Source organism: Mesorhizobium sp. M2A.F.Ca.ET.042.01.1.1, assembly GCF_003997405.1.
Taxonomy (GTDB): domain Bacteria; phylum Pseudomonadota; class Alphaproteobacteria; order Rhizobiales; family Rhizobiaceae; genus Mesorhizobium.
Genome location: NZ_RZRX01000154.1, coordinates 1 through 15082, shown reverse-complemented (window position 1 = coordinate 15082; position 15082 = coordinate 1). Strand labels below are relative to the sequence as shown.

Sequence of the window (15082 nt, the reverse complement as noted above, 5' to 3'; positions counted from 1 at the left end):
CGCCTGCATGATGTCGGCCATCCGCGCCTCGGTGTCACGGGCATGGTCGGCCGCTTCCGCCGCGGCGACCGCGCGCGCCTTGGCGGCGCGCCACAGGGCAATGACGAGCGCGGCGAACAGCACGACGAACAGGACAGCGACGATACCAAGCGCCTGGCCGAGCGTGATGGTGCTGGCGCCGAGCCGCGCGACCGGTTGCGAAAGGATGGAGGTCATGTCGTTCATGCGCGCAGCATAACCGATTCGCATCGCCGGCACAGATCAAAACGTGAACACGGAAAAGCTGCCCCCGTTGACGCTTCTCCAGCGAAGTCTTAGGTGAGACGCCATGTCGATCAAGCCGCTCATCATCCTTCCCGATCCCGTCCTGCGCCAGGTTTCAAAGCCGGTCGAGCGAGTCGACGCCGATTTGCGCAAGCTCGCCGACGACATGCTGGAAACCATGTATGACGCGCCGGGCATCGGCCTTGCGGCGATCCAGATCGGCGAGCCGCGTCGGCTCCTGGTCATCGACCTCGCCAAGGAAGGCGAGGAGCCTCAACCGCATGTCTTCATCAATCCCGAAGTGCTCGAGAGTGCCGACCAGCGTTCCGTCTATGAGGAAGGCTGCCTGTCGATTCCCGATTATTATGCCGAGGTCGAGCGCCCGGCTTCCGTGCGGGTGAAATATCTCGACCGCGACGGCAAATTGCAGGAGATACAGGCGGAAGGCCTGATGGCCACCTGCCTGCAGCATGAGATCGACCACCTCAACGGCGTGCTGTTCATCGACCACATCTCGAAGCTGAAGCGCGACATGGTGGTGCGCAAGTTCAAGAAGCTCGCCAAGGACAAGACGCCGGGCAGGATGGTGGGCTGAGGGCCGTTTCGGCCGCGCGAGCACGTGAGCCTACCGCAAGACAGGATCGCAGGACCTCATGTCGCTTCGCGTCATCTTCATGGGCACGCCGGACTTTTCCGTGCCGACCTTGCGCGCCATCGCCGAAGCCGGTCACGAGATCGCGGCCGTCTACACGCAGCCGCCGCGTGCCGCCGGCCGCCGCGGGCTGGAACTGACGCCCTCACCGGTGCAGCGCGAGGCCGAGCGGCTGGGGCTCGAAGTGCGCTCGCCGACATCGCTGAAGGGCGAAGCCGAGCAGGTGTCATTCGCGGCCTTGCAGGCCGATGTCGCCGTGGTCGTCGCCTATGGATTGCTGCTGCCGAAAGCCATTCTGGACGCGCCGCGGCTCGGCTGCCTCAACGGCCATGCCTCGCTTTTGCCACGCTGGCGTGGTGCTGCTCCCATCCAGCGTGCCGTCATGGCCGGCGATGCCTGGACCGGCATGATGGTCATGAAGATGGAAGAGGGTCTGGACACCGGGCCGGTGGCTTTGGTTGAAAAAGTTGCGATCGGACCCGATATGACGGCCGGCGAATTGCATGACCGCCTGATGCTTCAGGGCGCTTCGCTGATGGTCGAGGCGCTCGCGCAGTTGGGGACAAATTGTCTGACATTTACCCCTCAGGCGGCGGAAGGGGTGACCTACGCCCGAAAGATCGATAAATCGGAGACACGCGTAGACTGGACGCGGCCTTCTGGCGAAGTCCACAATCACATTCGCGGCCTCTCGCCCTTTCCGGGCGCGTGGTGCGAGGTCGAAATTGGCGGCCGCATGGAGCGGCTGAAACTGCTTCGCTCGGCGCTCTCGGATCGCGTCGGCGAGTCGGGAGGAATTCTCGATGACCGGCTGACGGTCGCCTGCGGATCGGGCGCGGTCAGGCTGGTCGAAGTTCAACGGGCGGGCGGAAGGCCTGCCGCCGCGCAGGAGTTCTTGCGCGGAGCCAAGATCACAAAAGGAACGAAACTGACATGAGCATGATGTCGATACGCGCGGCGACGCCGCGGGATCGCGAGGCGATCCGCCTCGTCGAAGAACATGCCTTTGGCCAGCAGGCGGAAGCCGGGCTGGTCGATGCCCTGGTCACCGGCGGCGACGCCGTCGTCGAGCTGGTGGCGGAAGAAGACGGCCAAGTCGTCGGCCACATCCTGTTTTCCAGGCTTTACGTGCAGAATGGCGGCAAGCGTTTCGCCGCCGTCGCGCTGGCGCCGCTGGCGGTCGAGCCCTCCTTCCACGGCACCGGCATCGGCGGTGCGCTGATCCGCGAGGCGCATGTCCGCCTCAAGGAAGCCGGCGAGACGCTGGCCGTTGTCCTGGGCGATCCGGTCTATTACGGCCGCTTCGGCTACACCCATGGCCGCGCCGCAAAGTTCGACAGCGAGTATCAGGGCGAGGCGCTGCAGGCGCTGGCCTGGGGCGACGCGCCCGAGACCGGCAGGCTGGTCTACGCTTCGGCCTTCACCGCTTTGGCCGCCTAGGCTAAGGCAAAGCACAAGCTGGCATGCCGCGTTTTCGGCTCGATATCGAATATGACGGCAGCCAGTTCGCCGGCTGGCAGCGTCAGGCCGACCAGCCCTCGGTGCAGCAGGCGATCGAGCAGGCGATCGAGAAGTTCTGCGGTGAAGACTTAAGAATACGGGCCGCCGGCCGCACCGATGCCGGCGTGCACGCCACCGCCCAGGTGGCGCATGTCGATCTTGCCAAAGCGTGGCCGGGCGACAAGGTGCGCGATGCGGTGAATGCCCATCTGCAGGCCGCCGGTGCGCGAATCGCCATCCTCAAGGCGGCGGTCGTCGCCGCCGATTTCGACGCGCGCTTTTCCGCCACCGGCCGCCACTATCTCTATCGCATCCTCAACCGTCGCGCGCCGGCGGCCCTGGAAAAGGGCAAGGTCTGGTGGGTGCCGAAGCGCCTCGACGCCGAGGCCATGCACGAGGCGGCGAAAGTGCTGCTCGGTAAGCACGACTTCACCACCTTCCGCTCCACCCAGTGCCAGGCCGAAAGCCCGGTCCGCACGCTTGACCGCCTCGACGTCAGCCGCGATGGCGATTTCATCGAGGTGCGCAGCTCGGCGCGCTCCTTCCTGCACAACCAGGTTCGCTCGATGGTGGGCTCCTTGCGGCGCGTCGGCGACGGTTCCTGGCGCGCGGCCGATCTCAAGGCGGCGCTCGAAGCGCGCGACCGCGCCGCCTGCGGCCAGGTAGCCCCGCCGGACGGGCTTTTTCTCGTCGGCGTCGATTATCCGGAAGAGACATGATCCCGAACCATCGGCCCGGAAGACCCTGAGCAGGGCAGTCGGCGGCAGGCACCTGACCGGCCCAACCTGTCAAGCGCGACGCCGGCCGACTGTTCGTGGCCCAAATATCATCCCGTCCTCCCGTGCAGCAGGTCGAGCCGCCGCAACAATTCCGTCGGCACCTGCTCGGCGGTGCGCGACGCGCCAGCGAAGATAGTGCCGCTGTTGCCGTCCAGCGTGATCACCGCGCCGGGGTCGAGCCATTCGTCGCCGAAACCGATCCGGCCGCCGGGCTCGTCGATGCGCATGGCCTCGCAGCCGACGAGACAGACCTTGCCGAGCTGCCGCGCCACCACGGCCGCGTGGGACGTGCGCGCGCCGTGCCGGGTGAGCAGGCCCCGCACGCGGTCGATCAGCGCGACGTCATGCGTCTCGGCGTTGTCCCGTGCCAGGATCGCCGGTTTTCCCGCCGCCTCGGCCGCCGCGACCTGCTCCTCGTTGAGCGCGACCACGCCGCTGGCGACGCCGCTGGAGGCGGTCGCGGCATGGCCGAGCGTCGCTGCCGCCGCGCCGTCCTCGGCCACGATGACGCGCGTGGTCAGCGCGGCCGCGTCGAGGCCGGCGGTGCGGCTGCGCGCGGTGTCGCGGTCGATCAGCCCCTCGTCCGCCATGTCGAGAGCGATGCGGGCCGCCGCCTGGGGCGTGCGCTTGCCTTCGCGGGTCTGCAGCAGGAAGAGCTTGCCGTCCTCGACGGTGAACTCGAAATCCTGCATGTCGCCGAAATGCCGCTCAAGCGCCTTGGTCGCCTCGACCAGCTCCTCCCAGACGCGCGGAGCGATCGCGGCCAGCCGGTCGTGGCCCTGCGCGCTGCGCCGGCCGCTGACCACGTCCTCGCCCTGCGCGTTGAACAGGAAATCGACCCAAGGGGCGGGATCGCCGTCGCTGGGGTTGCGGGTGAAGCCCACACCGGCTCCGGACAGCCCGCCCGCATTGCCGAACACCATGCGCTGGACCGTCACCGCCGTGCCCATGCCATGGCTCAATCCGCGCATCTCGCGATAGACGACGGCCTTGGCGCTCGACCAGGAGCGGAACACCGCCGCGATTGCCGCCTGCAACTGCGCGACGGCGTCCTGTGGAAAGGCCTCCTGCGTCAGCCGCAGGTAGGTTTCCAGATGCCGCTGCGCGAGATCGCGCAGCGCGGCGAAGTCCAGCGCGCGCTCATCCTCGCCCATGCGCACCTGATCGAGATCGGCCTCGAACGCGGCCGCTTCGATGCCAGCCACCACCTCGCCATAGCCTGCTATCAGGCGGCGATAGGCGTCCCAGGCCAGCCGCGGATTGCCGGTCGATCGGATCAGCCCCGGCAGCGTCGCGTCGGTGAGGCCGATATTGAGCAGTGTCTCCATCATCCCCGGCATCGACACTGGTGCTCCGGAGCGGACGGACAGGAGAAGCGGCCGGCGCGGATCGCCGAAGCGCAGTCCGGTCGCGGCTTCGAGATGCGTCAACGCATCGCGCCAGAGCGCGGGCGTGACCGCTTCCGGATGGGCGCAGAGGTTGGTGCCCAGCACGAAAGCCGGCGGCACGTTCAGCCCAAGCGCCGCCATCCGCGCGAGATTATAGGCCTTGAAGCCCATCGTCTCGGGCGATGCCGCCTTGGCGAGCGGCGCGCCGGGCACGATGAGGCCAGCCGCTCCTTGTGCCGGAATGCCCATCGATGCGTCGTTCACGCCCGTCTCCCCTGATGGTCCGCGCCGACCCGCGTGAAGACCAGACCGCGCATTGCGTAGCCGGTGCGCAGCAGCGCGTCGGTGGATGCCTCCAGCGCGGCCGCGAAATCGGTGCCGAGGCTGAGCGCGGCGGCGTCCGATACGTGGCGCACGAACAGCCGCCTGACATCGCGGGTCAGCGCGTCGCAAAGCTTCTCGGCATTGACCACCCGCCAGCAGGCGGCCAGGAATTCGTCCTGGTCCTCTGCAAGGCTTGCTTCGTTGAGCGTGCGCGCCACGGCAAGCGCCTTGACGTGATCCTGTGCCGCGTCGAGCACCTTGTCGGCCAGCCGGCGCAGCGCGGCGCGTAATTCGTCGTTCCAGCCGTGATGGTCGTGCTCGGCGATCAGCGACAGCACGAAAACGGCCTCCTCGAGCTCGTCGGCCGCATCGTCGGCGCATTCGATCAGCCGCAGGAAGGGCAGCCAGCGCGCGTTGCCCGCGGCCTGGTCGCGCAGCCGCATCACCAGATGATCGGCCTTGCGTTCCCAGACCTTGGCGCGCTCCGAGAGCTTTCGCGCCGCCTTGACGTCCGTTTCGTGGCCATGGGCCAGCGCATCGCGTATGCCCTCTGCCAGGGCCTGGCAGAAGGCGGCGTGCTCGCCGAGCAGGGCGAATTCGTCCCGGTGGCGGCCGACATGGCGCGACAGAAGCAGCCGGATCTGGTCGGCGACCAGGGCGGCGGTCTGGCCCGCCTGCATGGCATTGGAGGAAAGCACCAGCGCTTCGGTCAGGAAATCACGCGCCTCGACCTCGCCCAGCACGCCGTCCAGCCGGTCGCCGACGCGAAAGTGGTCCGGCGACAGCGCTTCCATCGCGTCGAAGACCAGCTGCTCGGCCCCGGCCATGAGCCAGCCCATGTGGCCTGCCTCGCGATGCGCCGCCTCGGTCAGCACCGCGACGGAGAGCGGCTTGGCCACCAGCCGGTTCAGCCGCTTGCGCGCCCGGTTCCAGTCGATCAGGAAGACGATGCGCGCGCCCAGCCCCTCGAGGACGGCGTCCGCCGCCCCGGCATCGGCGCAATCGAAACGTGCCGTGCCGACGACATAGTCGGCGCCTGCGTTCAGCCCGGCGCTGCGCCGTGCGCCGACGCCTGACCATTGCGCACCGATTTCCGACAAGAGTTCCTGGAAGAAAGCGAAGCGCCGCTCGTGCAGGTCCGAATAGGTGAGCGTGATCGAAAGGCCCTCCATCTGGATCACCAGCACATGCGCGTCGTTGGTGCCGATGTCGTTCTGGATGAGCAGCCGCGCTCCGTCGCGGGTCGCCGCGGTATCGAGGCCGGGATGGTCGAGTTTGAGCTTGCGCGTGCGGTTCAGCCCACGCATGAACGCGGCGACCCGCGGGCGGTCGCCGGCATCGAGCTGCCAGACATGGGCGCCGTCGACAGTGTCGTCGGACATATCGGCCGCCATCCGGTTCAGGCTCTTGTGCAGATCCATCACCAGAATGTGGAATGTATCGTCCTCGCCGCGCCTCCCGCCGGTCAGCGCGACCATCTGGGCGTCGTCGAGCACGCCCGCGTTCAACCGGTCCAGCCAATCGCACCAGTGGTCGACTCGCGCCAGCAGCGCCAGGTGGGCGGCATCCGCGCTGCCCTCCAGCGGGCGGGCCATCAGGCGGATGTCGTCGGCAAGCAGCTTGCCCAGTCGGGGCAGGTCGGGAAGATGCAGCTTCCCGCCCTCCGACCAGGCCGCTTCCTGCATCACCAGCATCCAGGGCGCGTTGGCATGCGCGGCGGCATAGTCGCGGCGCAGGTCGGCCAGCGGGGCTGAGCCGTCGGCGGCATGGGCAGCGGCGGCCTGGAGCGCGGTCAGCGCGAATTTCAGCCGGTCATTGGCCGCGAGCGCGGCCTTTATCCGGGCCGGCAGGAGCAGTTTCGATTGACCGAGCGCGGCGACGACATCCACCTTTTCCATCTGTCAGCCATCCATCCTGTCGTGAAGCCTTGCGGTCCCGCTCATTGCCGGTTCATCCTTGTTCGAAAGTTCTCCGAAATCATAAGCCGACTTATGAAAAAGACTTCGAAGAATTGTGACAATCTTGTCATGATGAATTTACTCTGCGATCAAGGCGCGACCATTGATCTGGCGCAAATCACTTGAAGAAGAGTGTCAGGCGCCCGATTGCGCCGCGAAAAAGGCTGCGATGATGAATAACGCCCGGGAGCAATGCCCTTCGGATCATCCGATTGGATTTGTGAAGGGGGCTGCCGATACGAACCGAGGCAGGCGGCGGCGCCAGGACAGGATCGCGGGAGCGCGATAGGCCGCTGCTACGGCTAATGCGCGCCGAACTTCATTGCTTTAGGTTCCGGCGTCGCCGGGTATGTCGATGCCGAGCAGCGCCTGCAGGCCGAACAGGACGAGCAGCGAGGCGATGAACATGCCGACAAAGACGGCGGTGCCCACGGCGGCGCCCTTGCCGATCGACGCATTGGTCATGCGCCAGGTCAGCAGCGCCGACAGCGCGAACAGGAACAGGGAGACAAGGCTGCTGATCTCGCTGGTTGAGGGCAGGAACAGCCTGAGCAGCGCCGAGGGCAGCATCAGCCAGGCGATGATCGCCGACGCCCAGTTGGAAGCAACGACATAGTGGACGAAGCGGCCGCCTATGCCGGCGCGTGGCGCGATCAGCGCCAGCGCCACCAGCGGCAGCACCCAGGAGCCGATATCCACCGTCGCCAGCCTGATCAGCATGCCGAGGCGCCCGGCGAAGGCCTCCGGATCGCCGATCTCGTTGGCGATACCGACCCAGCCGACGATCAGCGCCGGCGCCGCCACGACGATGGCGTAGAAGGAGTTCCAGAAACCGTCCGCCGAAAGGTCGAGCAGGCGCAGCCCGTCGGCCTTGCCGAACATCAGCCGCCAGGCGCCGGCCAGCGAAGCATAGGTTTCGTCCGCCGATAGCATGGTCACGAAAGGCCTTTTGCGAACCAGTCTTCGATGAAGCGTTCGTAGATCTGCGTCAGCGTCTCGAGGTCGGCAAGCGCGACGCGCTCATCCACCATATGCATGGTCTTGCCGACCAGCCCGAACTCGACCACCGGGCAATAATCCTTGATGAAGCGCGCGTCCGACGTGCCGCCGGAAGTGGAGAGCGCCGGCGTCCTGCCGACCACCGTCTTGACCGAGCTGCTCAGAGTATCGATCAGCCTGTCGTCGCGGGTGAGGAAGACATGGCTCGGCCGGTCGCGCCAGGCAAGCTCGTAGTCGACCGGCGTCTTCTTGCCCGGCCGGTATTTCTTGCGCCCCGCCGCCTGGTCGAGCCGGTTGTGGATCTCGGCCTGGATCGTCTCCGCATCCCATGTGTCGTTGAAGCGGATGTTGAACGTCGCCGTCGCCTTGGCCGGGATGACGTTGGTCGCCGGATTGCCGACGTCGATCGATGTCACTTCGAGATTGGTCGGCTGGAAATCCTTGGTTCCCTTGTCGAAAACGGGATGGAGCAGCGCGTCGACCAGGCTCATCAGCCCGCGCACCGGATTGTCGGCAAGCTGCGGATAGGCGGCATGGCCCTGGCGTCCGTTGACGGTCACGGTGCCGGACAGCGAGCCGCGCCGCCCGATCTTGATCATGTCGCCCAGCGCATCCGGATTGGTCGGCTCGCCGACGATCGAGGCGTCCCACTTCTCGCCCTTGGCCGCCGCCCAGTCGAGCAGCTTGGTGGTGCCGTTGATCGCCGGGCCTTCCTCGTCGCCGGTGATGAGCAGCGAGACCGAGCCTTTCGGGCCGCCGTTTTTCTCCACGTGGCGAGCCACCGCGGCGATGAAGCAGGCGATGCCGCCCTTCATATCGACGGCTCCGCGACCATACATCTCGCCTTTGGCGATTTCGGCGGCGAAGGGCGGATGCGTCCACGCCCATTGGTCGCCCACCGGCACGACATCGGTATGGCCGGCAAACATCAGATGCGGGCCGTTGCCCGAGCGCCGCGCATAGAGGTTTTCGATGTCCGGCGTGCCGTCTTCCGAAAAGACTGGACGCTCGACCGAAAAACCGAGCGGCTTCAGCATGTCCTCCAGCGCGGCAAGCGCCCCACCTTCTGCGGGTGTCACGGACGGACAGCGGATCAGGGCGGCAAGATTCGCGGCGGGATCGGTCGGCAATGTCATGGGCAAAGCGATAGTCGAAAGCGTTTGTCGTGTCACGGTGACAGATGATCGCCGGTCATGCCGCCGACAGTATGGTTTTCATCACGTATAAATGCATGTTGCGAGCCAGATGAGGACAAATGCATGGCCAGCGAAACAAGCACCATCGCGATAGCCGGCGCCGGCAGCATCGGCTGCTATGTCGGCGGGTGCCTGGCGCTCGCCGGACGCAAGGTCGTTTTCCTGGGCCGCGGCCGCGTGGTCGAGGCCATGCGCCAGGGCGGATTGCGGATCAGCGATCTTGATGGCCGCGACCGCCGCCTCGCAGCGCAAGCGATTACGGTCACCGACGATCCGGCGGTCGCGTTGCGCGAGGCGGATGTCGCCCTGGTGACGGTGAAGAGCGGCGCGACCGCGGAGATGGCCGGGCTGATTGGCACTCATGGGCGCCCGGATGCCGTGGTGGTCAGCCTGCAGAACGGCGTCGACAACGCCGACCGGCTGCGCGCTGCGCTCCCCGGGCGGCGGGTGCTGACCGGCATGGTGATGTTCAACGTCGTCCAGTCGCCGGACGGCGAGCTGCCGTTCCGCATCCATCGCGCCAGCCAGGGCGAGGCGATGATCGACGACGGCATCGAGGGCCTTGCCGAGCTGCTCGATGTCGACGGGCTTGCCGTCGAGGCGCGGGCCGACATGAAGGCGGTGCAGTGGGGCAAATTGCTGATGAACCTCAACAATGCGCTGGTGGCGCTCTCCGACCTGCCGCTGGCAATCCAACTGGCCGACCGGAGCTGGCGCATGATCCTCGCCGCCCAGGTCGACGAGGCGCTCGCCGCGATGAGGGCGGCGGGGACAGCGCCGGCGCGCATCACCGGCCTGCCGCCGGCGCTGCTGCCGAAAGTGCTGCGGCTGCCCGACTGGCTGTTCGGCCTCCTGGCGCGCCGCATGCTGGCGATCGACCCCCAGGCGCGTTCGTCGATGTGGGATGATCTCAAACGCGGTCGCCCGACTGAGATCGACGAATTGCAGGGCGCGGTCATTCGCCTGGCCAGGCAGGTCGGCATCCCGACGCCGATGAACGAACGGGTCACGGCTCTGGTGCGTCAGGCCGAAGCGGAAAGGCGCGGTCCCCCCGGCCTCGGGCCGGGTGCGGTCAGCGCAATTCCAGGAAAAGTGTGAGCGGTTATCCGTCCGGAATGCGCAAAAACAAAAGGATGGAGCGGTTCGCCGTGTCCTTGAAACGGTGAACCGCTCTATCGGCGGCCTTCGATCAGCGTGATCTTCTGCCAGATCTTGCGCGACAGGTTGGAGCTCAGGTTCTCGATGTCGTTGACCCCGTCGATGACGACATCGTCATTGACCGACTGTGCGAACAGCGCCGCGACCTTGCCGGTGATCGACAGCATCTCCGAGCAATAGTCGAGATAGCGTGCAAGGTCCGCGGCGTTGGTGATGCGGGCGGGCGAGTGCGCGGTCGGCTTGAACTCGGCCGACAGCGCCGCCGGGTCTTTGGTCAGCTGGTGCATGTCGATGACATGGATCAGCGAGCGCAGCCCGTGCAACTGGCGGAAGACCTTCTTGCGCTTGATGCGCTCCTCGGTGCGGACCAGCGCCAGCAGTCCGAGCACGGCCAGGATGACGGTGTTGATCGTCGCTTCGATGCCTTGCATCGACTGCACGGCGTCGTCAGCGCCCGAGATGCGGTCGAGCGGCAGGATCGTGCCGACGAACAGGAACACCGCCACGCCGGCGATGAAGGCCGCGATGATGACGCCGCGCAGCCACCAGATCGGCGTCTCCAGTTGCCTGGCCGCCTTGGCGAGGTCCCGCGACAGCGACACCAGCTCGGCGGCGACGCCGCGCAGGCCGGCATCCGGAAAACGCTCGCCGATCCGCCCCTCCAGCCTTTCGGCCGTCTCGATGATCAGTTGCGGATCGAGCGCGCGGTAGCGCATGACGGCCTCACGAATCGGCCGGCGCGTTGGTGCGCCTGCCGTAGCGGTTCGGTCCGGGATCGCTGCGGAAACAGGAGAGGATGATGAGCAGGATGGGACCGATGATGAGCGAGATCAGCGCAAAATAGGTCGGCTTGCCGAAATCATGGAAGCGCTTTGCCGTCACCGCGAAGGTGGCCCAGGCCGAGACCAAGAGCACGCCCCAGCAGATCATGGCCCAGTTCTGGCTGGCGCTGGTGTTCAACTCCACCCGCGCGAACTGGTAGAACGGGAAAAACTGGACGAGCACCAGCAGGATGCCGGCAAGCGCATAGGCGACCGGGCTCAGCCGCCCCGACAGGCTGAAGAACAGCCAGAGGAATTGCGATCTTTCAGACAATCGCGTCCGCTCCGTCAAAGCATGTCTCCCGAAAGTGGGAACCGGTTTCGGGACAAAGACATGCGTAAAATCAAAACCTAAAGCGCAGGGAGCGAATCTGAAAGATCGCGACGCGCCTTAGGCAGGATCAATCGCGCAGCAACTCGTTGATCGAGGTCTTCGAACGCGTCTTGGCGTCGACGCGCTTGACGATGACGGCGCAGTAGAGGCTCGGACCCGGCTCGCCATTGGGCAGCGGCTTGCCTGGCATCGAGCCGGCGACGACCACCGAGTTCGCCGGCACCTCACCGTAGAAGACCTCGCCGGTTGCGCGGTCGACGATCTTGGTCGACTGGCCGATGAACACGCCCATGCCGAGCACCGAGCCTTCGCGCACGATGCAGCCTTCCACAACTTCGGAGCGCGCGCCGATGAAGCAATTGTCCTCGATGATGGTCGGCCCGGCCTGCATCGGCTCCAGTACGCCGCCGATGCCGACGCCGCCGGAAAGATGCACGTTCTTGCCGATCTGGGCGCAGGAGCCGACCGAGGCCCAGGTGTCGACCATGGTACCCGAATCGACATAGGCGCCGACATTGACGAAGGACGGCATCAGCACGGCGCCCGGCGCGACATAGGCCGAGCGGCGCACGATCGAGGACGGGACGGCGCGGAAGCCGGCCTTCTCGAAATCGACGGCGCTCCAGCCGTCGAACTTCGACGGTACCTTGTCCCACCAGACCGCCTGGCCGGGGCCGCCCTTGATGATCTCCATCGGGTTCAGCCGGAAGGAGAGCAGCACCGCCTTCTTCAGCCACTGGTTGACATGCCACGTGCCGTCGTCCTGCCGCTCCGCGACGCGGGCGACGCCGCGGTCGAGCAGGTCGAGCGCCGCCTGGATGGCGTCGCGCGTCTCGCCGCGCGTGGCGCTCGAAATCGTGTCGCGCTCCTCGAAAGCCTTTTCGATGGTCGTTTCGAGGCTCGCCAGATCGGGCTTCGACATGATTTCGCTCCATTACCAAGCTGTTAAGGGGCTCAGCCTTAACCTGTTTAAAAATCGCGCGGACCCTATGTTAAGGCTGAATGAGGGTCAATCGCGCCAGCGTCACGGGACGGCGCAAGTAAGGGAATTGGACGGGTGGATTCGATGACTCCCATGGAAAAGGCGGGGTGGACGCCGCTGCCGCATTCGGACGAGGACCTGGAGCGCGCGAAAAGCGTGCCGGACACCCCGCAGACTCGTGCCGAAACCTACCGGCTGGCCTGGAACGATCCGGACTTCATGACGCGGCGCGAATTGCGCGCCGTGCGGCTGCAGCTCGAGCTCTTGAAGCCGGAAATGATCCTGGCCGAACGCGGCATCCGCTCGACCGTGATCCTGTTCGGCGGCGCCCGCCTGCCCGAGCCCGGCGGCGAAGCCTGGGCAGCGAAGAACGAGACGCAGAAGAAGAACCTCGAGGCGAACAGCAGATATTACGAGGAAGCGCGCAAATTCGCCCGTCTGTGCTCGCAGCAATCGGCCACCTCCTATTATCGTGAATATGTCGTCGTCACCGGCGGCGGGCCTGGCGTCATGGAGGCAGGCAACCGCGGCGCCGACGATGTCGGCGCTCCGTCGATCGGCTTGAACATCGTGCTGCCGCACGAGCAGGCGCCCAACGCCTATGTCACGCCGGAGCTCTGCTTCAACTTCCACTATTTCGCCATCCGCAAGATGCATTTCGTCATGCGCGCCAAGGCGGTCGCCGTGTTCCCGGGCGGCTTCGGCACGATGGACGAGTTCTTCGAGACCCTGACCCTGATCCAGACAGGGCGCATGGAGCGCGTGCCGGTGATCCTGTTCGGCAAGGCCTTCTGGCGAAGGGTGATCGACCTCGATTTCCTCGCCGAGCAGGGCACGATCTCGCCCGGCGATCAGGACATCATCGATTTCGTCGACACCGCCGAGGAAGCCTGGGACATCATCCGACGCTTCTACAAGTTGGGGGAGTAGGAACTGAAGAACTGAGGAACTGAAGAACGATTCGGACTTCCTTTTTCTTCAATTCTTCAATTCTTCAATTCTTCAATTCTTCAGTTCTCCAATTCCTCTACTCCGGGACGGCATCCCGGCCATGCTTGCTCACACCGGCAACTCGGCCAGCCAGCCATTCGAGTGCGCGAAGCGCACAATGGCCGCTCGCGAGCGGAGCTCGAGCTTCCCGGACGCCCTGGTGCGATAGGTTTCGATCGTCTTGATGCTGAGGTTGAGGCGGGACGAGATTTCCTTGTTGCTGTAGCCGAGCGCCACCAGCTGGATGACCGACCGCTCCCGTTCGCTGAGATTGCCCGGATCGCCCTGCGGGGCGCAGCGCGGGCTCAATATGCGCGCCGCGAGTGCGGGATCGACATAATTGTCGCCGGCCAGCACGCATCGGATGGCCTGCAAGAGGTCCGTCGCGGTCGAGCGCTTGACCACGAAGCCGCGGCCACCGGCCGCAAGCACTTGGCGCAGGCAGCCGGGGTCCTCATGCGCCGTCAATGCTATGCAGCTGACCTCGGGAAAGCGCTCGCCGAGCCTTTCCACCAACACGACCCCGCTGTCGCCGGGAAGCGATATATCGACCACGGCGATATCGGGCAGCGTCTTGCCGATCCCTTCAAGGGCATCCTCGGCATTCCCGGCCAGGCCGACGACCGTCAGATCGTCCTGGCTGTTGATCATCGCCCCGACCCCCGACAGCATGATCGGGTGGTCGTCGACCAAAAATATCCGCCTGCAGCGCACCTTTAACCTCCATCAGTCGTGAAGAGCCCTTCCTCCGGAAGAGGCCTCTTGTCCTTGATGGTCTAGGCAACAGCCCCGCATGGCGCGGGACGCCCGTCTGTATCGGCAAGCCCTGAGGCGGCCGTAGCGGGTAAAGCTATCCCCCCGCCTAACCCATGCGGCGCGGATTGTAAGCCGCAGCTAATGTCCGGGATGTGCGGCGCTTCACGTAGACGAGTTTAGGAAAGGAGCGTCGCGGTTTTGCTGTCCGAATCTGTGCAAAACCAGACACTTGGCAAAACGCGACGAACAGGCCCGAAGCCGAAGCGACCGTTTCCCCACCCATCGGACTGTCCTTGGAAGGCGCAGCCCTTCCCCGCTATTCAATGTGCCAACGGCACATCCGCATAAACGGTAGTTCCTTTCATCGCGGCGCTTTCGACCGTCAATTCACCGCCGACCAGCGCCAGCCGCTCCCGCATTCCGGCAAGCCCCAGATGGCCCGGACCGGGGTCGGCGCGGCCGTCAAAGCCGCGGCCATCATCCTCGATTGCCAGGCGCATTCGATCGTCCTGAATATGGGCCGTTACGCTTACCCGGCTTGGCTGGGCATGCTTGCCGATATTGGTAAGCGCCTCCTGCGCGACACGATAAAGCGTGAGCGCGGTCTCTGCGGGCAGCGGGTTCGAAAGGGCGTCGAGATCCATCTCGCACGGAATGCCGAGCTGGCTGCAAAGCATTGTCGCCAGATCCTCGACCGAAGCCCGCAGGCCGAGACGATTAAGGTCGGCGGGCCGCAGATTCCAGGCAGCGTCATGCACCTTGGCGCTGAGTTGATCGACAAGCATCGCGGCGCGCTCGAGGCGGCCGTCCATCTCTTGCGTGCCGGCACGGACGTTGTGCAACTCCAGCGCGACGCTGGCCAGCATCTGGCCGAGCTCGTCATGCAGCTCCCGCGACAGGCGCAGGCGCTGCTCTTCCTGCACGGCGATCAAGCGCCGCGCAAGCCTACGGCGCAGGGCCTTATCGTCCTTGCCTGTGGTC

The 15082-nt window shown here is 65.8% G+C and carries 15 protein-coding genes and 1 pseudogene; 6 read left to right on the top strand and 10 right to left on the bottom strand.

All coding sequences use genetic code 11. The features are described 5' to 3' along the window. A pseudogene (locus EOA23_RS21930) lies at positions 1-225 on the bottom strand (DNA recombination protein RmuC); the annotation flags it as partial. 103 nt (positions 226-328) lie between these two features. Between EOA23_RS21930 and def the strand changes: the two are divergent. From def to truA, 4 genes are read left to right on the top strand one after another with little or no spacing between them, the layout of a single operon-like run. Continuing rightward, positions 329-859 carry a peptide deformylase gene (def, locus tag EOA23_RS21925; RefSeq protein ID WP_042647358.1) on the top strand — a complete coding sequence of 177 codons (531 nt, stop codon included), beginning with the start codon at positions 329-331 and terminating at the stop codon, positions 857-859. Between the two features lie 58 nt (positions 860-917). Continuing rightward, a complete protein-coding gene (fmt, locus tag EOA23_RS21920) occupies positions 918-1853 on the top strand; it encodes a methionyl-tRNA formyltransferase (RefSeq protein WP_127305675.1) in 936 nt (311 codons plus the stop codon). After that, on the top strand, positions 1850-2356 hold the full coding sequence (locus EOA23_RS21915; RefSeq protein ID WP_127305674.1) for an N-acetyltransferase: 507 nt from the start codon (positions 1850-1852) through the stop codon (positions 2354-2356). Before fmt ends, EOA23_RS21915 begins: the two co-directional genes overlap by 4 nt. A 23-nt stretch (positions 2357-2379) precedes the next feature. Beyond that, positions 2380-3135, top strand: a complete 756-nt coding sequence (truA, locus tag EOA23_RS21910; RefSeq protein ID WP_127305673.1) for a tRNA pseudouridine(38-40) synthase TruA — start codon at positions 2380-2382, stop codon at positions 3133-3135. A gap of 107 nt (positions 3136-3242) precedes the next feature. On the opposite strand, the gene EOA23_RS21905 is transcribed toward truA, so the two are convergent. The 4 genes from EOA23_RS21905 to dapE form a co-directional block, all read right to left on the bottom strand. Continuing rightward, entirely contained in the window at positions 3243-4847 is a 1605-nt protein-coding gene (locus tag EOA23_RS21905; protein WP_210212500.1) for a PEP/pyruvate-binding domain-containing protein, read from the bottom strand. Next, positions 4844-6805 carry a DUF47 family protein gene (locus EOA23_RS21900; protein ID WP_127305672.1) on the bottom strand — a complete coding sequence of 654 codons (1962 nt, stop codon included), beginning with the start codon at positions 6803-6805 and terminating at the stop codon, positions 4844-4846. Before EOA23_RS21900 ends, EOA23_RS21905 begins: the two co-directional genes overlap by 4 nt. Before the next feature lie 387 nt (positions 6806-7192). Further along, positions 7193-7798 carry a transporter gene (locus EOA23_RS21895; RefSeq protein WP_127305677.1) on the bottom strand — a complete coding sequence of 202 codons (606 nt, stop codon included), beginning with the start codon at positions 7796-7798 and terminating at the stop codon, positions 7193-7195. 2 nt (positions 7799-7800) lie between these two features. Next, positions 7801-9000, bottom strand: coding sequence for a succinyl-diaminopimelate desuccinylase (gene dapE, locus EOA23_RS21890; protein WP_127305671.1), 1200 nt, complete (start codon positions 8998-9000; stop codon positions 7801-7803). Between the two features lie 123 nt (positions 9001-9123). On the opposite strand from dapE, the gene EOA23_RS21885 reads away from it, so the two are divergent. Next, complete coding sequence (locus EOA23_RS21885; RefSeq protein ID WP_127305670.1) at positions 9124-10158, top strand: 2-dehydropantoate 2-reductase; 1035 nt, start codon at positions 9124-9126, stop codon at positions 10156-10158. A gap of 74 nt (positions 10159-10232) precedes the next feature. Here EOA23_RS21885 and EOA23_RS21880 read toward each other — a convergent pair whose 3' ends face one another. From EOA23_RS21880 to dapD, 3 genes are all read right to left on the bottom strand, one after another. Further along, positions 10233-10934 (bottom strand): hypothetical protein, encoded by a 702-nt coding sequence (locus EOA23_RS21880; RefSeq protein ID WP_127305669.1) that lies wholly within the window; start codon positions 10932-10934, stop codon positions 10233-10235. Positions 10935-10941: 7 nt separating this feature from the next. Continuing rightward, the gene (locus EOA23_RS21875; protein WP_189341662.1) at positions 10942-11313 is read right to left on the bottom strand and encodes a DUF805 domain-containing protein; all 372 of its coding nucleotides are present in this window, start codon (positions 11311-11313) and stop codon (positions 10942-10944) included. Positions 11314-11440: 127 nt separating this feature from the next. Then, a complete protein-coding gene (gene dapD / locus EOA23_RS21870; RefSeq protein ID WP_127305667.1) occupies positions 11441-12295 on the bottom strand; it encodes a 2,3,4,5-tetrahydropyridine-2,6-dicarboxylate N-succinyltransferase in 855 nt (284 codons plus the stop codon). A 144-nt stretch (positions 12296-12439) separates the two neighbouring features. Between dapD and EOA23_RS21865 the strand changes: the two genes are divergently transcribed. Then, positions 12440-13285, top strand: coding sequence for an LOG family protein (locus tag EOA23_RS21865; RefSeq protein ID WP_126063415.1), 846 nt, complete (start codon positions 12440-12442; stop codon positions 13283-13285). A gap of 129 nt (positions 13286-13414) precedes the next feature. Here EOA23_RS21865 and EOA23_RS21860 read toward each other — a convergent pair whose 3' ends face one another. Both EOA23_RS21860 and EOA23_RS21855 read right to left on the bottom strand, forming a co-directional pair. Beyond that, on the bottom strand, positions 13415-14038 hold the full coding sequence (locus tag EOA23_RS21860; protein WP_245474293.1) for a response regulator transcription factor: 624 nt from the start codon (positions 14036-14038) through the stop codon (positions 13415-13417). Between the two features lie 383 nt (positions 14039-14421). Further along, positions 14422-15024 carry a sensor histidine kinase gene (locus tag EOA23_RS21855; RefSeq protein ID WP_281058759.1) on the bottom strand — a complete coding sequence of 201 codons (603 nt, stop codon included), beginning with the start codon at positions 15022-15024 and terminating at the stop codon, positions 14422-14424. Between the last annotated feature and the right edge of the window lie 58 nt (positions 15025-15082).